Annotated in this window: 17 protein-coding genes and 1 pseudogene; 17 read left to right on the forward strand and 1 reads right to left on the reverse strand. The window is 67.2% G+C overall.

Annotation, left to right across the window (positions count from 1 at the left end; translation table 11 throughout):
- The first annotated feature begins 20 nt into the window (after window positions 1-20).
- From QZ483_RS06570 to aroB, 12 genes are all read left to right on the forward strand, one after another.
- Window positions 21-1,256: a type II secretion system F family protein gene (locus tag QZ483_RS06570; RefSeq protein ID WP_297082197.1), complete on the forward strand. Its 1,236-nt coding sequence runs from the start codon at window positions 21-23 to the stop codon at window positions 1,254-1,256.
- 216 nt (window positions 1,257-1,472) lie between these two features.
- Complete coding sequence (locus QZ483_RS06575; protein WP_297082198.1) at window positions 1,473-1,871, forward strand: prepilin-type N-terminal cleavage/methylation domain-containing protein; 399 nt, start codon at window positions 1,473-1,475, stop codon at window positions 1,869-1,871.
- A 100-nt stretch (window positions 1,872-1,971) separates the two neighbouring features.
- Complete coding sequence (locus tag QZ483_RS06580; protein WP_297082199.1) at window positions 1,972-3,936, forward strand: prepilin-type N-terminal cleavage/methylation domain-containing protein; 1,965 nt, start codon at window positions 1,972-1,974, stop codon at window positions 3,934-3,936.
- Window positions 3,936-4,604: a hypothetical protein gene (locus tag QZ483_RS06585; RefSeq protein WP_297082200.1), complete on the forward strand. Its 669-nt coding sequence runs from the start codon at window positions 3,936-3,938 to the stop codon at window positions 4,602-4,604. Before QZ483_RS06580 ends, QZ483_RS06585 begins: the two co-directional genes overlap by 1 nt.
- Window positions 4,605-4,609: 5 nt before the next feature.
- Window positions 4,610-6,223, forward strand: coding sequence for a hypothetical protein (locus QZ483_RS06590; protein WP_297082201.1), 1,614 nt, complete (start codon window positions 4,610-4,612; stop codon window positions 6,221-6,223).
- Complete coding sequence (locus QZ483_RS06595) at window positions 6,220-7,032, forward strand: A24 family peptidase (protein ID WP_297082202.1); 813 nt, start codon at window positions 6,220-6,222, stop codon at window positions 7,030-7,032. Before QZ483_RS06590 ends, QZ483_RS06595 begins: the two co-directional genes overlap by 4 nt.
- Before the next feature lie 87 nt (window positions 7,033-7,119).
- Entirely contained in the window at window positions 7,120-8,172 is a 1,053-nt protein-coding gene (pilM, locus tag QZ483_RS06600; RefSeq protein WP_297082203.1) for a type IV pilus assembly protein PilM, read from the forward strand.
- Window positions 8,169-8,963: a PilN domain-containing protein gene (locus tag QZ483_RS06605; RefSeq protein ID WP_297082204.1), complete on the forward strand. Its 795-nt coding sequence runs from the start codon at window positions 8,169-8,171 to the stop codon at window positions 8,961-8,963. Before pilM ends, QZ483_RS06605 begins: the two co-directional genes overlap by 4 nt.
- Before the next feature lie 4 nt (window positions 8,964-8,967).
- The gene (locus QZ483_RS06610; protein ID WP_297082205.1) at window positions 8,968-9,750 is read left to right on the forward strand and encodes a hypothetical protein; all 783 of its coding nucleotides are present in this window, start codon (window positions 8,968-8,970) and stop codon (window positions 9,748-9,750) included.
- Between the two features lie 81 nt (window positions 9,751-9,831).
- Window positions 9,832-11,016: a chorismate synthase gene (aroC, locus tag QZ483_RS06615; RefSeq protein ID WP_297082206.1), complete on the forward strand. Its 1,185-nt coding sequence runs from the start codon at window positions 9,832-9,834 to the stop codon at window positions 11,014-11,016.
- Window positions 11,016-11,534, forward strand: coding sequence for a shikimate kinase (locus QZ483_RS06620; protein ID WP_297082207.1), 519 nt, complete (start codon window positions 11,016-11,018; stop codon window positions 11,532-11,534). The genes aroC and QZ483_RS06620 overlap by 1 nt, the downstream gene beginning before the upstream one ends.
- Window positions 11,534-12,622 (forward strand): 3-dehydroquinate synthase, encoded by a 1,089-nt coding sequence (gene aroB, locus QZ483_RS06625; protein WP_297082209.1) that lies wholly within the window; start codon window positions 11,534-11,536, stop codon window positions 12,620-12,622. The genes QZ483_RS06620 and aroB overlap by 1 nt, the downstream gene beginning before the upstream one ends.
- Window positions 12,623-12,637: 15 nt before the next feature.
- Here aroB and QZ483_RS06630 read toward each other — a convergent pair whose 3' ends face one another.
- Window positions 12,638-14,338: a hypothetical protein gene (locus QZ483_RS06630; RefSeq protein ID WP_297082212.1), complete on the reverse strand. Its 1,701-nt coding sequence runs from the start codon at window positions 14,336-14,338 to the stop codon at window positions 12,638-12,640.
- A 49-nt stretch (window positions 14,339-14,387) separates the two neighbouring features.
- On the opposite strand from QZ483_RS06630, the gene aroQ reads away from it, so the two are divergent.
- The 5 genes and pseudogenes from aroQ to QZ483_RS06655 all read left to right on the forward strand — a co-directional run.
- Window positions 14,388-14,828, forward strand: a complete 441-nt coding sequence (aroQ, locus tag QZ483_RS06635; RefSeq protein WP_297082214.1) for a type II 3-dehydroquinate dehydratase — start codon at window positions 14,388-14,390, stop codon at window positions 14,826-14,828.
- A gap of 83 nt (window positions 14,829-14,911) precedes the next feature.
- Entirely contained in the window at window positions 14,912-15,475 is a 564-nt protein-coding gene (gene efp, locus QZ483_RS06640) for an elongation factor P (protein WP_297082216.1), read from the forward strand.
- A 208-nt stretch (window positions 15,476-15,683) separates the two neighbouring features.
- The gene (locus tag QZ483_RS06645; RefSeq protein ID WP_297082218.1) at window positions 15,684-17,240 is read left to right on the forward strand and encodes a hypothetical protein; all 1,557 of its coding nucleotides are present in this window, start codon (window positions 15,684-15,686) and stop codon (window positions 17,238-17,240) included.
- 86 nt (window positions 17,241-17,326) lie between these two features.
- A complete protein-coding gene (gene nusB, locus QZ483_RS06650) occupies window positions 17,327-17,809 on the forward strand; it encodes a transcription antitermination factor NusB (RefSeq protein ID WP_297082221.1) in 483 nt (160 codons plus the stop codon).
- A gap of 76 nt (window positions 17,810-17,885) precedes the next feature.
- A pseudogene (locus QZ483_RS06655) lies at window positions 17,886-18,072 on the forward strand (bifunctional pyr operon transcriptional regulator/uracil phosphoribosyltransferase); the annotation flags it as partial.

The following is an 18,072-nucleotide window of genomic DNA, read 5'->3' on the forward strand; positions in this document are numbered from 1 at the left end:
GCAGGGGAGGGGCGTAAGCCATGGCCACGGCCACCAAGAACCGGCAGTTCTCGTACACCGCGCGCGACGCGAGCGGCAAGTCCGTGCAGGCGACGCTCGATGCGCCGTCGGAGCAGGCCGTCGCGTCGTTCCTCAAGGAGAACGGCCTCACCCCGCTGACGGTCGTCGACTCGACGCCCACGGGTCTCAAGAAGGAGATCAAGATCCCCGGCATGGGGGAGAAGATCGGCCTCAAGGACATCGCCGTCATGGCGCGACAGCTCGCGACCATGATCGGCTCCGGTCTGTCGCTCCTGCGCGCACTGTCGATCCTGGTCGAGCAGACCGAGAACCCGGCGCTGGCCAAGGTGCTCGGCGAGGTGCGCAACGACGTCGAGCAGGGGCGCTCATTCTCCGGAGCACTCGGCCGGCACCCCAAGGTCTTCCCGCCGCTGATGATCAACATGGTCAAAGCAGGCGAGGTGGGCGGCTTCCTGGACGAGACCCTGGTGTCGATCGCGCAGAACTTCGAGGACGAGGTCAAGCTGCGCGGCAAGGTGAAGTCCGCGATGGCCTATCCCGTCGTGGTGCTGGTCATCGCGATCCTGGCGTCGCTCGCGATGCTGCTGTTCATCATTCCGGTGTTCGCCGGCATGTTCGCGGACATGGGCGCGGAGCTCCCGGCACCGACGCAGTTCCTGATCACGCTGTCCGACTTCATGAAGGTCGCGATCCTGCCGCTCATTGTGGTGGCCATCATCTTCTCGTTCTGGTGGCGCAGCCACAAGAACGATCGCTGGCTGCGTGAGCGGCTCGACCCGATCAAGCTCAAGGCGCCCGTGTTCGGCCCGCTGATGAAGAAGATCGCGATCGCGCGCTTCGCCCGCAACCTGAGCTCGATGCTCGCGGCCGGTGTTCCCATTCTTCAGGCCCTGGGCATCGTGGGCGAGGCCAGCGGCAACGTCGTGGTCGAGCGCGCGACCGAGGACATCCAGGATGCCGTGCGTCGCGGACGGTCCATCACGTCGCCGCTGCAGAACAGCCCCGTCTTCCCGCCCATGGTCGCCCAGATGATGGCAGTCGGCGAGGACACGGGTGCCCTCGACGAGATGATGGGCAAGGTGGCGGACTTCTACGACCAGGAGATCGAATCCACCACCGAGCAGCTGACGAGCCTTATCGAGCCGATCATGATCATGTTCGTTGGAGTGATCGTCGGCGGCATGGTGATCTGCATGTATCTGCCCATGTTCTCCGTGTACGACCAGATTTCGTGACACGTCCGATTTCTCCCAAGTGAGATTCTTCACAAGGTGATGGACATCCTTACTGGCAGAAATAGGATGGCAGTGCAAGAGAAAATCTTGGCAAAGGTCTGAGGGGCACTGATCTCCAAGCCGTTGTCAAAGGCCTCGTGAAAGGGGTTCACGGGGCCAGTTTGACGGCCGCTGCGGTGGCTTTAAACATTGAAGAGAAAACGAAAGGAACGGGCAATGATCGCTCGCATTCACAAGTCCATGGAGGAGAAGGAGAAGGGCTTCACGCTCATCGAGCTCCTCGTCGTCATCATCATCATCGGCATCCTGTCGGCGATCGCGATCCCGGTGTTCCTCAACCAGCGTGAGAAGGCTGTGGACACCGGTATCAAGTCGGACCTCCGCACCATCGCGAACGAGGCGGAGTCGTACTACGTGGACAACCAGGCGTACCCGGCTGACGCCTCGGGCAACGGCTCCATCACCGTTGGCGGCATCGCTATCACCGGTTCGGACTCGGCAACCGCATATGACTTCACCAACCGCACCAACGCCTTCACCATCACCGGTGTGAACACCACCAACGGCTCGGGGACGACCTTCACCTACCTGAGCGACGGCGGCGGCCTCCAGTAAGGCAGCCCCGCTGAGCTGAGGCCCGGTGAGGACGGAAGTACTCGTCCTCACCGGGCCTACGGCTCGCACAGCACGACCACCGAGAGCGAGGAGGGGAGCGGTGGCACACGACGAAGCGCAGCGCACCGCTGCACCGCGCTCTTCGAGGCGCGACGAGGGCTTCACGCTGATCGAGGTGACCTGGGCGCTGTTCCTGCTCGGCATCGTCGCGATGGCCGTCCTCGCGCTCTTCATCCACGGCATGCGTGCCGGCGCACACGTGCAGCGCGACCAGGCCGCCGTGAGCCTCGCCACGACCGCCATGGACAACGCCCGAGCCGTCACCAGCGGCCCTGTCAACGCGGCGGGGACCAGCGGAGCCGTCAAGGGACGCGCGTACGCGGCCGTCGAGTCGGTGTGGCTCGAGGCGACGGCGCGAGACGCCTCGGATACCGCCGACATGGCGATGGCTTGGGACCCTGAGTCCGGCCTCACTGACGCCGATCAGTGGGTGCCCATCCGCACGACCGCCGTGGTCGACAACCAGACCTACACGATCGACACGCTGATCGGGACCTGCTGGCGCCTGCGCGCCGCTTCCACCACAGAGCAGAGCTGCGTGGCCAGCGACCCGGCTCCTGGCACCGACACCTACGTCGAGATGCACCGCATCCGCGTCATCGTCCACTGGCACGAGGGAGACGCTGCGAACGGCGACAACTTCTACCGCCTCAGCTCGCTCATCGACCCGAGCGAGGACGCGACGTGGAACACGGCACTGACGCCATTCGCCTACGACGACGAATTCAGCGTGACCGCCGGCGCCTCGGCAAGCTTCCACGCGATCGTCGCGAACGATTCCGTCGAATACGACGCCACCGGCACTACGAGCCCCATCCGTGAGTTGACCCAGCCCGCGTACGGCAGCGTCGCCATCAACACCGCGCTCGGCGTCAACGGCATCGTCTTCACGCCGCCGTCCGACACGAGCCTGTCCGGCGTGGTCACCTTCACGTACAAGGTGGAGGGCACCTCGGGAGAGCGCAGCGCGGATCCCGCGACGGTGACCGTCGCCATCCTGCCGTCGCCGCGCGACGACACCATCTTCGTGGAGCCCGGAACGCTCACCGAACTCGATGACGACCTGCTCGCGAACGATCTGGGCCGCGACGCGATCGACGGGTCCCGGTTCACGACCATCGTTCCCGTGTGGAGCACGGCGGTGGACATGTTCAGCACCGAGGAGGTCACCCCTGCGATGGAGGCCGCCCGCACCGCCGACGCCCAGGATCTGGTGGACAATGGCATCGTCAGCGGAGCCGGTGACCCGGTGATGTTCCAGGCGCCATCCGCAGCAAACGTGAGCACGACCTTCTACTACTACCTGGTGAACGACGGTCCCACGTCGGACGATGCTCGTTACCCGAGCGTCTCGGCCGCTTCGGTGACAGTCACCACCCAGGAGAAGCCGCTCTACACGCCGGATGAGACCGTCGAGCTCGATGCGACGGACGTCGACGAGTGGCAGGAGATCGACTGGCGCGATGCCACGGGCAACGACGACGACGTGTCCATCGAGATCATCTCGGTGACGGGGACTGGCGTGACCATGGACCAGGTCCAGCTCGACGGCACGAGTGCGACGACCGGCGAGGTCCTCGAGTTCGAGACCCTCGCGGACACCGCCGACATCTACGAGCTGGAGTACCGGGTGTACTCGGCCGGTGGGCGTGCGAGCACCGGAACCGGAACGCTGACTGTCCATGTGGTGCCCTTCGCTCCCGATCTGGCTGCGGAGGTCTATGAGTGGCCGCCGACGGGATCGAGTCGCGAGGTCACCACCTTCGATCTCGCCAGCCAGGCGACGCCGGGCACCGACGTCGAGATCAGCGACCTCGGATCACCGACGTGCGGCACGCTCACGCTCAACGGCGACGGCACCATCGACTTCGGCTCGCCGAGTGTGGGCTGGGGCGGAGCCACCTGCACGTTCACGTACCTCGTCCAGACCACCGCGACGTCGCCCGCTCTCGAGTCGCAGGCACCCGGGACTGTGACCATCACCGTGCGGAACGGGCGGCCGTGATGAACCCTCCAGTGCGTGACGAGCGGTCCAGCCGGCGGGGCGACGACAGCGGCCTCACGGTCGTCGAACTCGTCGTGTCGATGGGCATCTTCGCCGCGGTCATCGTCGTGTTCATGACTGCCGTCGCCTCCATGTCGAGCTCGACTGTGCGCACCCAGGCCGCGTCGGATGCCACCTCTGCGCTCCGCACGGTGTACCAGCGCCTCGACAAGGAGGTGCGGTACGCCAGCGAGATCAACCCGCCTGGTGTCGTGGGCGATGACCACTACGTCGAATACCTGATCCCGGAGAGCACGGGCACCGGCGACCCGCTGTGCGTCCAGTGGCGTGTGGATGCCTCCGAGGCGGAGCTGCAGCGGCGTACCTGGACCCCGGGCGACGCGTCGAGCGTCTCCGCGTGGGCGACCATGCTGACCGATCTGCGCAACGACCTCACCGACCCCGATCAGCAGCCTTTCGAGCGGCGGCGCGCAGGTGTCGACAGCGGCATCGTGTATCTCCGCCAGAGCCTGCACGTGTACCTCGACACCGGGTTGGGCGACGAGCTCGATGCCGAGGGCGGGCAGCTCGACGTGACGATGGTGGCGAACAACACCTCGACGTCGTCCGTGACGAACGGCTCGACGGGAGACACGGTGTGTCTCGTGGGAGGGGTGCAGCGACCATGACACGCATGTCACGATGGATCGAGGGTTCCGCGCGGGAGCGAGCGCGCGACGATCGCGGTGTTGCGATGCTCTCCGTGCTGCTCCTGATGCTCGTGATGACGGTGCTGTCGCTGGTCGTGCTCGGCGTGGTGCTCACCCAGGTGAACCCCACGTTGTTCACCGACAAGAACGCGCGCACCCTCGCTGCGGCACAGGCCGGCCTGGACGCGTCCACGTCGCAGATTCGCAACGCGACGTCGCCGGACAAGACCGGCGCCATCATGGGTGACATCCACAAGCTCCCGTGCACCGTCGAGGGGGCAGTCGAGTCCACGGGTGGCGAGACTCGCTACTTCGCCGAGGTGGCGTACTACGTCGAGGACCCCGAGGGCGAGGACGACCAGTGGCGCGAGGATAACGCGCTCACCTGCTACACGGGCACGGGGATCAACGGCGGTGTGCGATCGGTGCCGCGCTTCGCGATCATCACGTCCGAGGGCTTCGACGACGCGTCGACCACGCAGGTGGGCAAGGCGGACCGCGTCATGGAGGCGACCTACACGTTCCAGCTCACGACTCGCAAGCTGGCCGGCGGCATGATCCTGGATGACAACGGCCAGTACTGCCTGGTGGTGGACTCCGAGGCGGAGTACTCCTACATCCGCTACCAGAGCGCGACCTCGACGGCCTGCCAGGAGCAGAACGATCTCAACTCATGGACCTGGGCGGACGACTACATGATCCACCTCAGCTCCACGGACCTCGACGGCAAGATCCCGCTGTGCCTGTCGGGACGCGCGAGCTCGGGAACGACCTCGATGCGGCTGCGGGAGTGCACGACCAGCAGCACCGACCCTCTGGGCCAGCGCTTCTCGTGGACAGGTGACCACACCTGGCGGGGCCAGAACTCCTCGAACACGGGGTACGCCAACAGCTACATCGTCAATCAGGACAGCAACGTCTCCTCGGGCGACCGGCTCTCCGTCTCGACCTCGCCCAACAACAAGTCGCTGACGCCGCTCCCCGCCGTCGGCAAGGGCAACGCTTCGTACGAGACCGATCAGGTCGTGAACTACAACCAGTTCGGACGCTGTCTCGACGTGACGAACGCGAACATCTACGCGTCGTACCAGATCGCCTACCCGTGCAAGCAGGACCCCAGCGGCAACGGCGGATTCCTGTGGAACCACAAGTGGTACTACGAGGAGCCGGGTTCCGGCGCCAATTCGATCTCGACCCAGATCCAGGTGCGGACCGGCGGCAACACCTACTGCTTGATCACCACGTCGACCACAGGTGTCCGCTATGGCGACCGCTTCGGGCTGAGCAACGGCTCCTACAACACGGACCGCTACCCGAGGTTCCTGACGCCCAGCGGCTACATCGATTGCGGGTCGAGCACGACCTGGTGGACCCGGTACGGGGCCTCGCACGACGAGACCCAGTCGTACACGTTCCAGGACTCGAACGGCCGCTGCCTCTCGGCGGGGGGACCGAAGACCTCGGCTCACCCGCAGTGGACCACCATCACCGTCGAGACCTGCGACGGTTCCGATGACCAGAAGTGGAACGTGCCCGACGTCCCGGTGACGGCGTCGCTCAGCGGCTTCGTCGAGACCACAGGACGAGGCGATGGATGAGCGGCGCGGGATCCGTGGACGCCGGACAGCTGGGGTGGCTGGTCACGGTGTTCGTCGGCGTGCTCGGACTGCTCGTGGGCTCGTTCCTGAACGTGGTGGCCTGGCGGGTCCCGCGGGGCGAGTCGATCGTGAGCCCTCCCTCGGCGTGTCCATCGTGCGGGCACCAGGTGCGCGCTCGGGACAACGTTCCGGTCGTCTCGTGGCTGCTCCTGCGCGGCCGCTGCCGCGACTGCGGGGCACCGATCTCGGGGCGCTATCCGCTCGTCGAAGCCATCACAGGAGTGCTCTTCGTGCTGGTGCTGTGGAAGTTCGGGCTGTCGATCGACTTCGTGGCGTTCGCCTATCTCGCTGCGCTGGGCGTGGTGCTGACGAGCATCGACCTCTCGGTGCACCGGCTCCCCAACGTGCTGGTGCTGCCGGCCTACGGCGTGCTCGGTGTGCTGTTCGTCGCCGCAAGTGCTGTGGCGGGGGACTGGTGGCCGCTGGCGCGCGCCGCGATCGGCGGCGTGGTGCTGTTCGCGTTCTACTTCGCGGCAGCGCTGGTGTACCCGGGAGGCATGGGCTTCGGAGACGTGAAGCTTGCCGGCGTGATCGGCATGGCGCTCGGGTGGCTCGGCTGGGGAGAGCTGGTCGTCGGGAGCTTCGCCGCGTTCCTCCTGGGTGGCGTCGCGGGAGTCGTGCTGATGCTGGCTCGTCGCGCGGATCGTCGGAGCGGCATTCCGTTCGGGCCGTGGATGGTCGGAGGCGCTGCGGTCGGGGTCGCGTGGGGCGCGCCCCTGTGGGACGCGTATACGGGGACGTGGGCATGACATTCGGATCAAGCAGGACAGAACAGACGCCGATGAAGAGGTCGGCGTCGGAAGTTGGACTGGTCACCACTCAGGGAAGGAGCAGTCGTGGCTAAGACTCAGGCAATCGGTCTGGACATCGGGGGCACCGCGCTGCGGGCCGCAGAGGTCAGCACTGGGCGTGGTGGAAGCGTCGAGCTGGTGCGGTACGCCGAGCAGGCGCTGCCGCCCAACGCGGTGCGCGACGGCGAGATCATCGATCAGGACGCTGTCGTGCCGTCTCTCAAGGCACTGTGGGCGCAGGCGGGCTTCTCGTCGAAGGACGTCATCCTCGGTGTCGGAAACCAACACGTGGCGGTGAGGCCTCTCACGATGCCGCGACTGCCCATGGCGGAGCTTCAGGCGTCACTGTCCTTCCAGGTGCAGGACTCCCTGCCCATGCCCGTGGAGGAGGCCGTGCTCGGCTTCTATCCCACCGGAGAGGCGAGTGTCGAGCAGGGCGCCGGTCTCGAGGGCATGCTCGTCGCGGCGTCGCGCACGACGGTCATGACCAACATCAGGGCCGTCGAGGCGGCCGGCCTGCGCCCCACCGTCGTCGACCTCACCGGCTTCGCGCTCCTGCGGTCCATGGCGCGAGGGCCGCTGGCGTCGGGGACCGTGGCGCTGGTCGACATCGGCGCGCGCATCACCACGGTCGTCGTCGCCACCGACGCCCAGCCCAAGTTCGTGCGTGCGGTTCCGACGGGTGCGATGGACCTCGCGGACGCGCTCTCCCGCGCGTTGGGGATGCCGCTTCACGAGGCCGAGCGAGAGCTGCACGGTCGTGGTCTGGCGGTCGCCGAAGTGCTCGAATACCGCGACGCCGCTGGGCCGTTCGGCGAGGCGACCCGGAATCTGCTCGAGGGCGTGCGCAATTCGATCAGCTTCTACTCATCGACCAACCGTCAGTCGCCCGTGGGCACCGTAGTCCTGTCCGGCGGGGGCTGCATCGTTCCGGGCCTCGGCCAGGCGATCGCCTCTGAGACCCGTGTGCGGACCCTCCTCGGCAATCCGCTCGAGGGGCTGACCGTGAACCGGCGCGTGGCCGGCCTGGACAACCTCCGTGGCCGCGAGGGAACGATGGCGATGCCCGTGGGGCTCGGAATGGGGGCAGCAGCATGACCACCACAACAGATGGCGTGACGCAGCAGGCCGCGCCTGCTGCGGGGCAGGCTCGTCGCACCTGGGACCCGAAGCTCGGGATCCCGGCGCTGCCGCAGGTGAACCTGCTTCCGTCCGAGGTCACTGACAAGCGGATTGTCGCCGTCGCCCAGCGGCGCATGATCTGGACCATCCTCGGGGCGATCATCCTGGCGGCACTCGCTTTCGGTGCTGCGTACCTGGTGCGCGACAACGCATCAGTCCGCCAGGAGGAGGCACTCGTGACTGCGGACCAGCTGGCGCAGGAGAAGAAGGAGTACTCTCCGGTAGTTCAGGTGATCAACAGCATCGATGACGTGCGGACCGCACGCGACTTCGTGCTCACGACCGAGGTCAACTGGTCGAGTTACGTGTACGCGATCGCGGCGGTGCTGCCGGAGGGCGTCACGATTGACTCCGTGGCCATCAGCTCGGTTGGCCCGGGCCCGGTCGTGGTCAACGGTGTCGACGACCTCACGCAGGACGCGATCGGCGTGGTCACGTTTGCCGCGACCTCGCCGACGCTCCCCATCGCGTCCGAGTGGATCGACGCGCTGGAGGGAGTGCCGGGTCTCGCGGACGTCAACCTTCAGAGCAGCGAGCTCGAGGAGACAAGCACCGTGGAGGACGCCTCCGATGCGGAGACGGTCTACCAGGTGTCGGTCACGGTGCAGGTGACGTCCGACGCACTCCAGCATCGCACGTTCGCCGACGAGGCACCTGCTGACGCAGAGTCTGCCGACGACGCGGCCGAGTCCGAGGACGGGGAGTAAGACCATGAAGAAGTCCAACCCCGCACGCCCCTGGCTGCTGGCGACTGTCGGCATCGTTCTCGTCATCTTCATCGCCGCATGGTTCCTGCTGGTCAACCCGATGCTTGCACAGGCGTCGGAGACCAATCAGGCTGCAGAGGACCAGGAGGCGATGAACGACATCACCCGCATCGAGGTCGCGGATCTGCGCGCCAAGTACGCGAAGATCGACGAGTACAACGCGACCCTCGCGCAACTGCAAGAGGGCATCACGACGCGACAGCGCTACGCGGATCTCCAGCGTCTGGTGGCCGCTGTCACCGAGGAGCACGACGTCCTGGTGACGGCGCTGCAGTTCACGAGCGCTGCACCGGTCACTCTCCCCGCTCCGGCAGCGCCGGCACCCGTCGAGGATGTCGAGGACGTCGAGTCCGAAGACGCGGACGCCGAGGACGCCACGGTCGAGGAGCCTGCCGCTGCGCCCGCTGCCGTCTCGGTCGAAGGGCTCTATGCGATCACCGTCACGCTCAGGATGGAAGGCGCCTACCACGACCTGCTCGCGGTGGCCGACGACCTGCAGACGGGTGACGGGCGCATCATCCTGGTGAAGCAGGTGTCGCTCGCGGCTCTCACCGGCGAGGATGTCGACGAGGACGCTGCGTCGCTGACGATGGAGGGCGAGACCTACGTGCTGATCGATCCTGCCGAGCTGAACGCCGCGGCGGAGGAGGTCCTGGACGAAGAGCCCTCGGAGTCGACCTCGCTGCCGACCACGGACGAGAACCCCCTGACCCCCGTCGACCGCTAGGTCGGGCCTCTCCCCACAAGCAACGGGACCGGGCTCGCACAGGTGTGCGAGCCCGGTCCTGGCGTCTGGAAGAATGACGGCATGCTCAGATGGATCACCGCAGGCGAATCCCACGGACCAGCGTTGGTGGGCACCCTCGAGGGCCTTCCCGCCGGGGTCGAGATCACCAGTGCTGAGGTCCAGGCGGCCCTCGCGCGCCGCCGCCTCGGATATGGGCGTGGTGCTCGCATGTCGTTCGAGCAGGACCAGGTGTCCCTTCTCGGTGGTGTCCGCCACGGGGTGACTCAGGGTGGCCCGGTAGCCATCCAAGTGGGCAACACGGAGTGGCCCAAGTGGGAGACCGTGATGAGCGCGGATCCGGTGGACGAGACTGAGCTCTCCGGTGCCCGCGCTGCCGCGCTGACACGACCGCGTCCCGGTCACGCCGATCTCGTAGGCATGACCAAGTACGGCTTCGACGACGCCCGTCCGATCCTGGAACGCGCATCGGCACGCGAAACCGCCGCACGCGTCGCTCTGGGCACCGTGGCCGAGAGCTTTCTCGAGCAGGCCGCCGGGATCCGGTTGGTGTCCCACACCGTTCAGGTGGGGCCTATCGCCGTGCCCGAGGATGCGCCCCTTCCGCCGGCGACGGCCACCGAGGAGCTCGACGGCGACCCCATCCGCTGCTTCCACGCCGAGACGTCGGCGCGCATGATTGCGGAGATCGACGCGTGCCAGAAGGACGGCGACACTCTCGGGGGCGTGGTCGAGGTCGTGGCCTACGGCGCCCCGGTGGGGCTCGGGAGCCACGTGCACTGGGACCGACGCCTGGACGCGCGGCTCGCGGCCGCGCTCATGGGTATTCAGGCCATCAAGGGCGTGGAGGTGGGCGACGGCTTCCGCACGGCCGCCCGCCGGGGTTCGGCGGCTCACGATGAGATCGAGTACGGTGCGGACGGCGTCCAGCGCCGCACCAATCGTGCAGGCGGTGTGGAGGGCGGGATGACCAACGGCGAGCCGCTGCGCGTGCGTGCGGCCATGAAGCCCATCAGCACCGTTCCGCGGGCGCTCGACACTATCGACACCGCATCGGGCGAGGCCGCCAAGGCGATCCACCAGCGCAGCGACGTGTGCGCTGTTGCGCCAGCGGCCGTGGTCGCGCAGGCGATGGTGGCGCTGACTCTGGCCGATGCGGTGCTGGAGAAGTTCGGCGGTGATGCGGTGGCAGAGGTGAAGCGCAATGTCGACGCCTATGTCGCGTCGATTCCCGAGCACCTGCGCTGATGCCCGGCCCTCGCATCGTCCTTATCGGCCCCCCGGGATCCGGCAAATCCACCGTCGCCCTCGAGCTCGCGCGCTGGCTGGGCGTCGCGCGGCGGGACACCGACGACGATGTTGCGGCACGTGCAGGCAAGTCGATCCCCGACATCTTCCTCGAGGACGGTGAGGCCGCATTTCGCGCGTTGGAGCGTGTCGCTGTCGGTGAGGCCCTCAGCGAGAACGACGGGGTGCTGTCCTTGGGCGGCGGAGCAATTCTCGATGAGTTGACCCAGAGCCGCCTGGTGGACTATGTCAGCGCGGGCGGGCAGGTGGTGTTTCTCGATGTCTCTCTCGCGCAGGCAGCACCCCGCGTGGGGCTCAACCGCGCTCGGCCTCTGCTCGTGGGCAACCCGCGCCAGCAATGGAAGGCGTTGATGGACGCGCGCAGACCCGTCTACGAGCGACTGGCCACCCGCACGGTGGTGACCGACGGCATCTCGCCCAGCGCCGTGGCACAGCAGATTCTCGACGAGGAGGTGTGATGGCACACGTCGTTCAGGTCCCGACGGCCCAGCCCTACGAGGTGACCATCGGCAACGGACTCCTGCCACTCGCGGTCGGCGGCCTGCCGGAGGCGGCGGCCCGCGTGCTCATCGTCCACTCCGCGCCGCTTCGAGCTCAGGCCGACCGCTTGCGGGTGCTCATCGAAGCATCTGGCCGCACTCCGGTGCTCGCCGAGGTTCCCGATGCCGAGGCCGGCAAGACGGCCGAGGTCGCCTCGTTCTGCTGGCAGGTGCTCGGCAAGTCCGACTTCACGCGAACGGACGTCGTGATCGGTCTGGGCGGGGGAGCGGTGACGGACCTCGCCGGCTTCGTCGCTGCGACGTGGCTGCGCGGCGTCGCCGTGATCCAGATCCCCACCACCGTGCTCGCCATGGTCGACGCGGCGGTGGGAGGCAAGACGGGCATCAACACCGGTGAGGGAAAGAACCTCGTGGGAGCGTTTCACGAACCGTTGGCCGTGTGGTGCGACCTCGACTTCCTCACCACGTTGCCGGCGAACGACCGTGTCGCGGGCCTTGCCGAGGTGGTCAAGGGTGGGTTCATCCGCGACGGGGTGATTCTGGACCTGGTCGAGGCACACGCAGCGGCTCTGCGCGCGGACGCTCTCGACGATGATGCTGTCAACGTGCTCCAAGAACTCATCGCCCGCAAGGTGCAGGTCAAGGCGGATGTTGTCGCGGCCGACCTCAAGGAATCCCACCTGCGCGAGATCCTCAACTACGGGCACACGTTCGGGCACGCGATCGAGTACACCGAGCGCTACCAGTGGCGTCACGGCGCGGCTGTGTCCGTGGGCATGGTCTTTGTCGCTGAACTCGCGCGCCTGGCAGGCAAGCTTGACGAGGCGTCGGTCGAACGCCATCGCGAGATCCTGTCGTCCCTGGGACTGCCGATCACCTATCAGGGCAACCGGTGGGATGCACTGCTCACCGCGATGCGCCGCGACAAGAAGACTCGCGGCGACATGCTGCGCTTCGTCGTTCTGCAGGGTATTGGGAATCCGGTGCGCTTCGAGGGGCCGGACCCTGCGCTCCTGCTCGGCGCATACGACGCCGTCTCCGCGTGACGGAGACGGCGCGGCCTACTGGTCCTGGGGGACGACCCAGATTGCCGAGCTCTCCCACACGGTCCACATGACGCGCTGCATCCCTGCTGCCTCGGCCTCGGGCCACTCCGCGGGACCCACCGCGACCAGCGGTCCGACTGTCTCTCCGGGCCCGACGAATCGGGTGTAGCTCGAGAGTTCCATCTGCAGCTTGTTGCGCTCGGCGCACGGCAGCGACGCCGAGCTGAACGACGCAATCTCAGGCGTGATCCCCTCCGCCTCGAGTCTCTTCGAGATGGGCGTCTGTGCGCGGGTCGTCTCCTCGAACGGGTCGAGCCTCAGGGCATCCGTCAGGACGGTCGCGGGCACGGCGATTCCCAGCGCAAGGCCGAGCCATACTGCAGGCCTGCGGCGCAGCAGGTAGATCGCGAGAATCCCCGCAAGCGTGGCCCCGGCCGCGATGAGCAGGCCTGTCTGCTTCTCGCCTTGGTAGGGGTCCAGGTACGGCAGCAGACCCGGAGTGTTGAAGTTGATCCAGTCGACATCTGCGGGCAGGAAGGGAATCACCACCGCGGCGTACATCACCACGGCTACCGCGGCAACGATGGCTCCGAGGCGCACCACACGGTCCCGCGCGCGCGCCCACACGGTGGACGCTCCCACGACCGCGAGCGGCACCACGAAGGGGTCCAGATAGCGGCCGTAGATGGCGACGTCGAGCCGGTTGTCGATCTGCTCGAAGCCGGCGAGCAGGAAGACCGTGAACAGCGCTTGACCTGCGAATGCGACGCCGAGCCACGTCCAGGGCGAGGCCAGGCCTCTCCACCGGTCTTGTCGGAGTCCACCCCGAATATTGCTGGCAATGGCGAGAGCACCAACAACCGCAAGCAGCGACCACGACACCGCCTGCGTGAAGCCCTGGCCGACAATCACCAGGCCCATGTCGCGAATGTCACGAGTGCGCAAGACGGAATCGACGCGGTTGTCCTCGCCGAAGAGAGCGGCGCCCAGCGCGAGTTGAGCGAAGAAGCCGGCTGCCGTCAACGCGATCGCGGGGACAGCCCCTGCGGCGCTTGCGGACCACGACGAGCGGCGCATCAGAGCACGGAGCACCAGCCACCCCACACCGATCGCCACGAACGGGATCGCGCGTGAGTGGACCACAGCGGCCATTCCAAGGACGATGCCGAATGCCGCGTGCGAACCGACGGTTCCCCGATCGTGGGCACGGAAGGCGAGCACCGCAGACCAGAGTATGAGGAATGCGAGCGGGTTTTCCGCGAGCACGTAGTTGTCCATGAGCGCGCGTGCGGGCACAAGCGTCACGAGCGCGGCTACCAGCAGGGAGGCGCGCGCGGAGACTCCCACGCGCCTCGAGAGCAGCGCGGCCGGCCACATTGCCGCGGCGCCCATCGCGGCGCTGGCAAACACGGCGAACTGGTACACGGTCGTCGGGGAGATGGGAAGCCACCAGAGCGTGGCGAGGGGAATGGACCAGCCCACGGAGTAGCTCTCGCCGCACAGCGCCCAGGCGGTCTCACCACGCCCGATCGCTTCTGCGCCGGCGACGTATCCCACCTCGTCGAGCAACACCATGGGTCCGACCGACCTGACGGCCATCAAAAGGTGCACGGCCACCGCAGCAGCGACGACACCCCAGACGCCGAAACGGACCAACGCTTCACGTGCCTGAGTGCTGGCGCTGGGAGCGGTGGGGGCCGCCGGGTCGATCGACATGGGGAGAACCTAGCGCACGAAGGGCATGGGGCCGTCTAGGCTGACCGGCATGACGACCGTCCTTGTGGCCAACGGCCCCAACCTCAATCGCCTGGGCACGCGAGAGCCCGAGAAGTACGGCTCGACCACGCTCGAGGAGCTCGCCGCGCACGCTATGCAGTGGGGCAGCGAACTCGGCCTCGAGGTGGTGGTGCGTCAGTCCAACGACGAGGCGGAGCTGGTGGGCTGGATGCATGAAGCCGTCGACCATGGCTGGGACGTGGTCCTCAACCCGGCGGCGTTCACGCACTACTCGTATGCGCTGCGCGACGCGTGCGCTCTGGTGACGGCCGCGGGCCACGCCCTGATCGAGGTGCACATCACGAACCCGCACGCACGCGAGGAGTTTCGCCACACGTCAGTGATCTCCGGCGTGGCCTCCGGGACCATCGCGGGACTGGGCATCGACTCCTACCGCTTGGGTCTCGAAGCTATCGCCGCACGCGTCTAAGAGGAGCCGTCCGCTAGAATTGACGACGGCCTCCGCGCATCGCGCGGACACATGCTGACACCTGACTGACAAGGACTTCACCCGTGGCGACCTCGAACGACATCAAGAACGGCTCCGTGCTCAACCTCGACGGCAACCTGTGGTCGGTGATCGAGTTCCAGCACGTGAAGCCCGGCAAGGGTGGCGCGTTCGTCCGCACCAAGCTCAAGAACGTCCTGTCGGGCAAGGTGGTCGACAAGACGTTCAACGCTGGCGCGAAGGTCGAGTTCGAGACCGTCGACCGCCGCGACATGCAGTACCTGTACAACGACGGTGCCGGCTTCGTCTTCATGGACCCGGACACCTTCGACCAGGTCTCCGTGTCGCCCGAGGTCATGGGTGACGCCATCGACTACCTGTTGGAGAACGAGAAGGCCGTGATCGGCTCGCACAACGGGAACCCGATCTTCCTCGAGCTTCCCGGCTCCGTGGTCCTCGAGGTCACCTACACCGAGCCCGGACTGCAGGGCGACCGCTCGAGCGGCGGCACCAAGCCCGCGACGCTCGAGACCGGCAAGGAGATCCAGGTGCCGCTGTTCCTCGAGCAGGGCACCAAGGTCAAGGTCAACACGTCCACCGGCGAGTACCAGTCGCGCGTCAACGACTGAGACCTGCTCGATGACTCCGCCCGCGCCGGTGTCGTTGCGCACCGCTGCGCCGGCCGGCCCAGCGGATCGCTCGGAGCGACGCGAAGCGCCTCCGCTGTGGAGCCCCGGGCGCTGGGTTCCGGCGAGTGCCATCCTTTTTGCGGCCCTCGTGCATGTGCTGTGCGCGCTCAATGCGCGGTACCCCATGGTGCCGCTCGATGAGATGGTCATGGTGGGCAACTCACGCGTGCTCAGCATGGTCGAGAATCCGTGGCTCTTGGGCGGCCAAGGTTTCATGCCGGGACTCGCTGCGCTGTTGGCACCTGTGTGGCTGTTCACGGACAGCCCCGTTGTCGTCTACCAGGCCGGAATCTGGCTCTGTGTGGGCGTGGCGCTTGTCGCGATCTGGCCGATGTCGCACGTCTTCCGCTGGGCAGGTACCACGCCGGCTGCCGCCACCACGGTGGCGGCCGTGGTGTCCGTGGCACCCGCCCGTGCGCTACTCAGCAACTACATGCTCTCGGAGGCCCTGTTTCTCCTGGCCACGGCGGCCCTCATCGCCGCTGCCATACGTCTCTACCGCCAGCCGAGCAATGGTTCAGCGGTGCTGCTCGGTCTCAGCGTCGGCGCCGTGTGCTTCGCCCACGGTCGAGGAGTGGCGACGGCGATCGCGGTCGCTCTCGCCCTCGCTCTCGCGGTCGTCCGCCGGGCGCTCGCGCTTCGACTCGGCGCGCTGGCCGTCGGCGTTGGTGTGATGACGTCATTCATCGCGTATGGCGTGTTCAGGCGAGTCGCCGCAGCGACGCTGGCGCTCGACGGGCGAGTCGATGCCCTGACCGAGAGGCCGGTCGCCTCGGTGGCCGACGGTATTGCCGGCGCCATCGGGCAGGTCTGGTACATGACGCTCGCGTGGCCGGCCGTGGCGCTTGCAGGCGTGGCGTTCGTGGTGTGGCGTGTGCGTCGAGACCACATCGCAGTTCTCGTCCTTCTCGTCGGAGCCGCATCCTTCGCCATGGGGGTTTGGCAGTCGAGCCCCGCGTGGGGGCCGGCCTATCCAGACGTCTGGTACTACGGCCGGTATATGGATACGGTGTGGACTCTCATGGCTGGCGTCGGAATCGTCGTGCTGCTCCGGGTTCGCCGACGGAGCCTGGGGATCGTCGTCGTGGCTGTCACGGCCGTGGTTGGAGCCGTCATGGCGGCATACGTAGGCCCGCGCGTTCCCGTCGAGGGACTCTGGCGCGAGATGCACGTCCTTGGCGTGGCGCCATGGTTGTCCCGGGCCTCGTGGGAGAACGGCGAACCGCAGCAGTGGTGGCTGTTGGCGCTCCTGGGCACTGTCCTCGCCGCAGCGGTGGCCGTCATCGCATGGTTGCGGCGACCCGTCGTGCTGGTTGCGGGGCTTGCCGTGTTCTGGGGCGGGTTGTCAGTCGCGTACGACCACATCGGGATCGACCCGGCCGACGGTGGCCGCACCGTGCCCGGGGCGTTGTTTGGCCTCGATGCGATCCCCGAGGACGTCGTGATTGGCGTCGATGCTCGTCAAGATCTGATGTGGAACGTGGCGCAGTTCGCGTCGCCCGAGAGGGACGCAAGCTTCTGGGACCCGTTCTATCGCGGTCGACCCACGGACGTTTACCTCGCGTCGTGGGAGGACCCCCGCTACGCGGAGCGGGGCGCGTTGCTGGTCGAAGGCTCTGCGCGAGGAGCGACGGCGCTCGTCGTGTTCCCCGGTGAGCTTCAGGACCAGCTCCGGCAGCAGGGCCACCTCGAGCCGATCCCGTAGAATGATGTGCTGCCTCACGACGCGAACTCGGGAGGCAGTGCGTCCTTTCGGCTCAAGCAGGAGTCGCGTGAGAGATCAGGAGTGACATGGCCGCCCGCACCAAGGCACGCAAGCGCGCGCTCGACGTCCTCTTCGAGGCCGAGCAGCGCGGCGAGAACGTCCTCACGGTCCTGGACCGGCGCCTGGTCGACTCCGGCCGCGAGGCGCCCTTGCCGCCCTACGCCACGCAGATCGTGCGCGGCGTGGTCTCGCGGTGGAGCGAGCTCGACGCGATCGTCGCCGACGCCAGCACCGAGTGGCCGCTCAAGCGCATGCCCGCGGTCGATCGCAACCTCCTCCGCATCGGCGCCTGGGAGCTGCTGTGCAACGACGATGTCTCCGTCGCCGTCGCGATCGACGAGGCCGTCGAGCTCGCTCGCGACCTCAGCACCGACGACTCGCCGCGCTTCATCAACGGCGTCCTGGGTCGCGTCGCGCGCGACGCGCCGGCGCTGCGTCCGCTTCCGGACGAGAGCACGGTCGAGGCATCGGCCGATGCGGCCGAGCAGTCGGACGCCGACGACGCCTGACGTCAGGTAGGCTTCCGAGCACAAGCACAGACATCCTTTAAGGACCGTCCAGAGAGGCGGGGAAGGAGGTCGCCACATGAGTGGCACCGTTCTGGGCGCGCCCGACATCGCGCGCGCGCTCACTCGCATCGCTCACGAGATCCTTGAGCGCAACGAAGGCCATGAGAGCCTCGTCCTGCTCGGCATCCCGACCAGGGGAGTACCGCTCGCGGCACGGCTCGCGAAGCGCATCGCCGAGGTGGAGCCCGGCTTCGACGCCGCCG

The organism is uncultured Demequina sp., assembly GCF_913055775.1.
Lineage (GTDB): Bacteria > Actinomycetota > Actinomycetes > Actinomycetales > Demequinaceae > Demequina.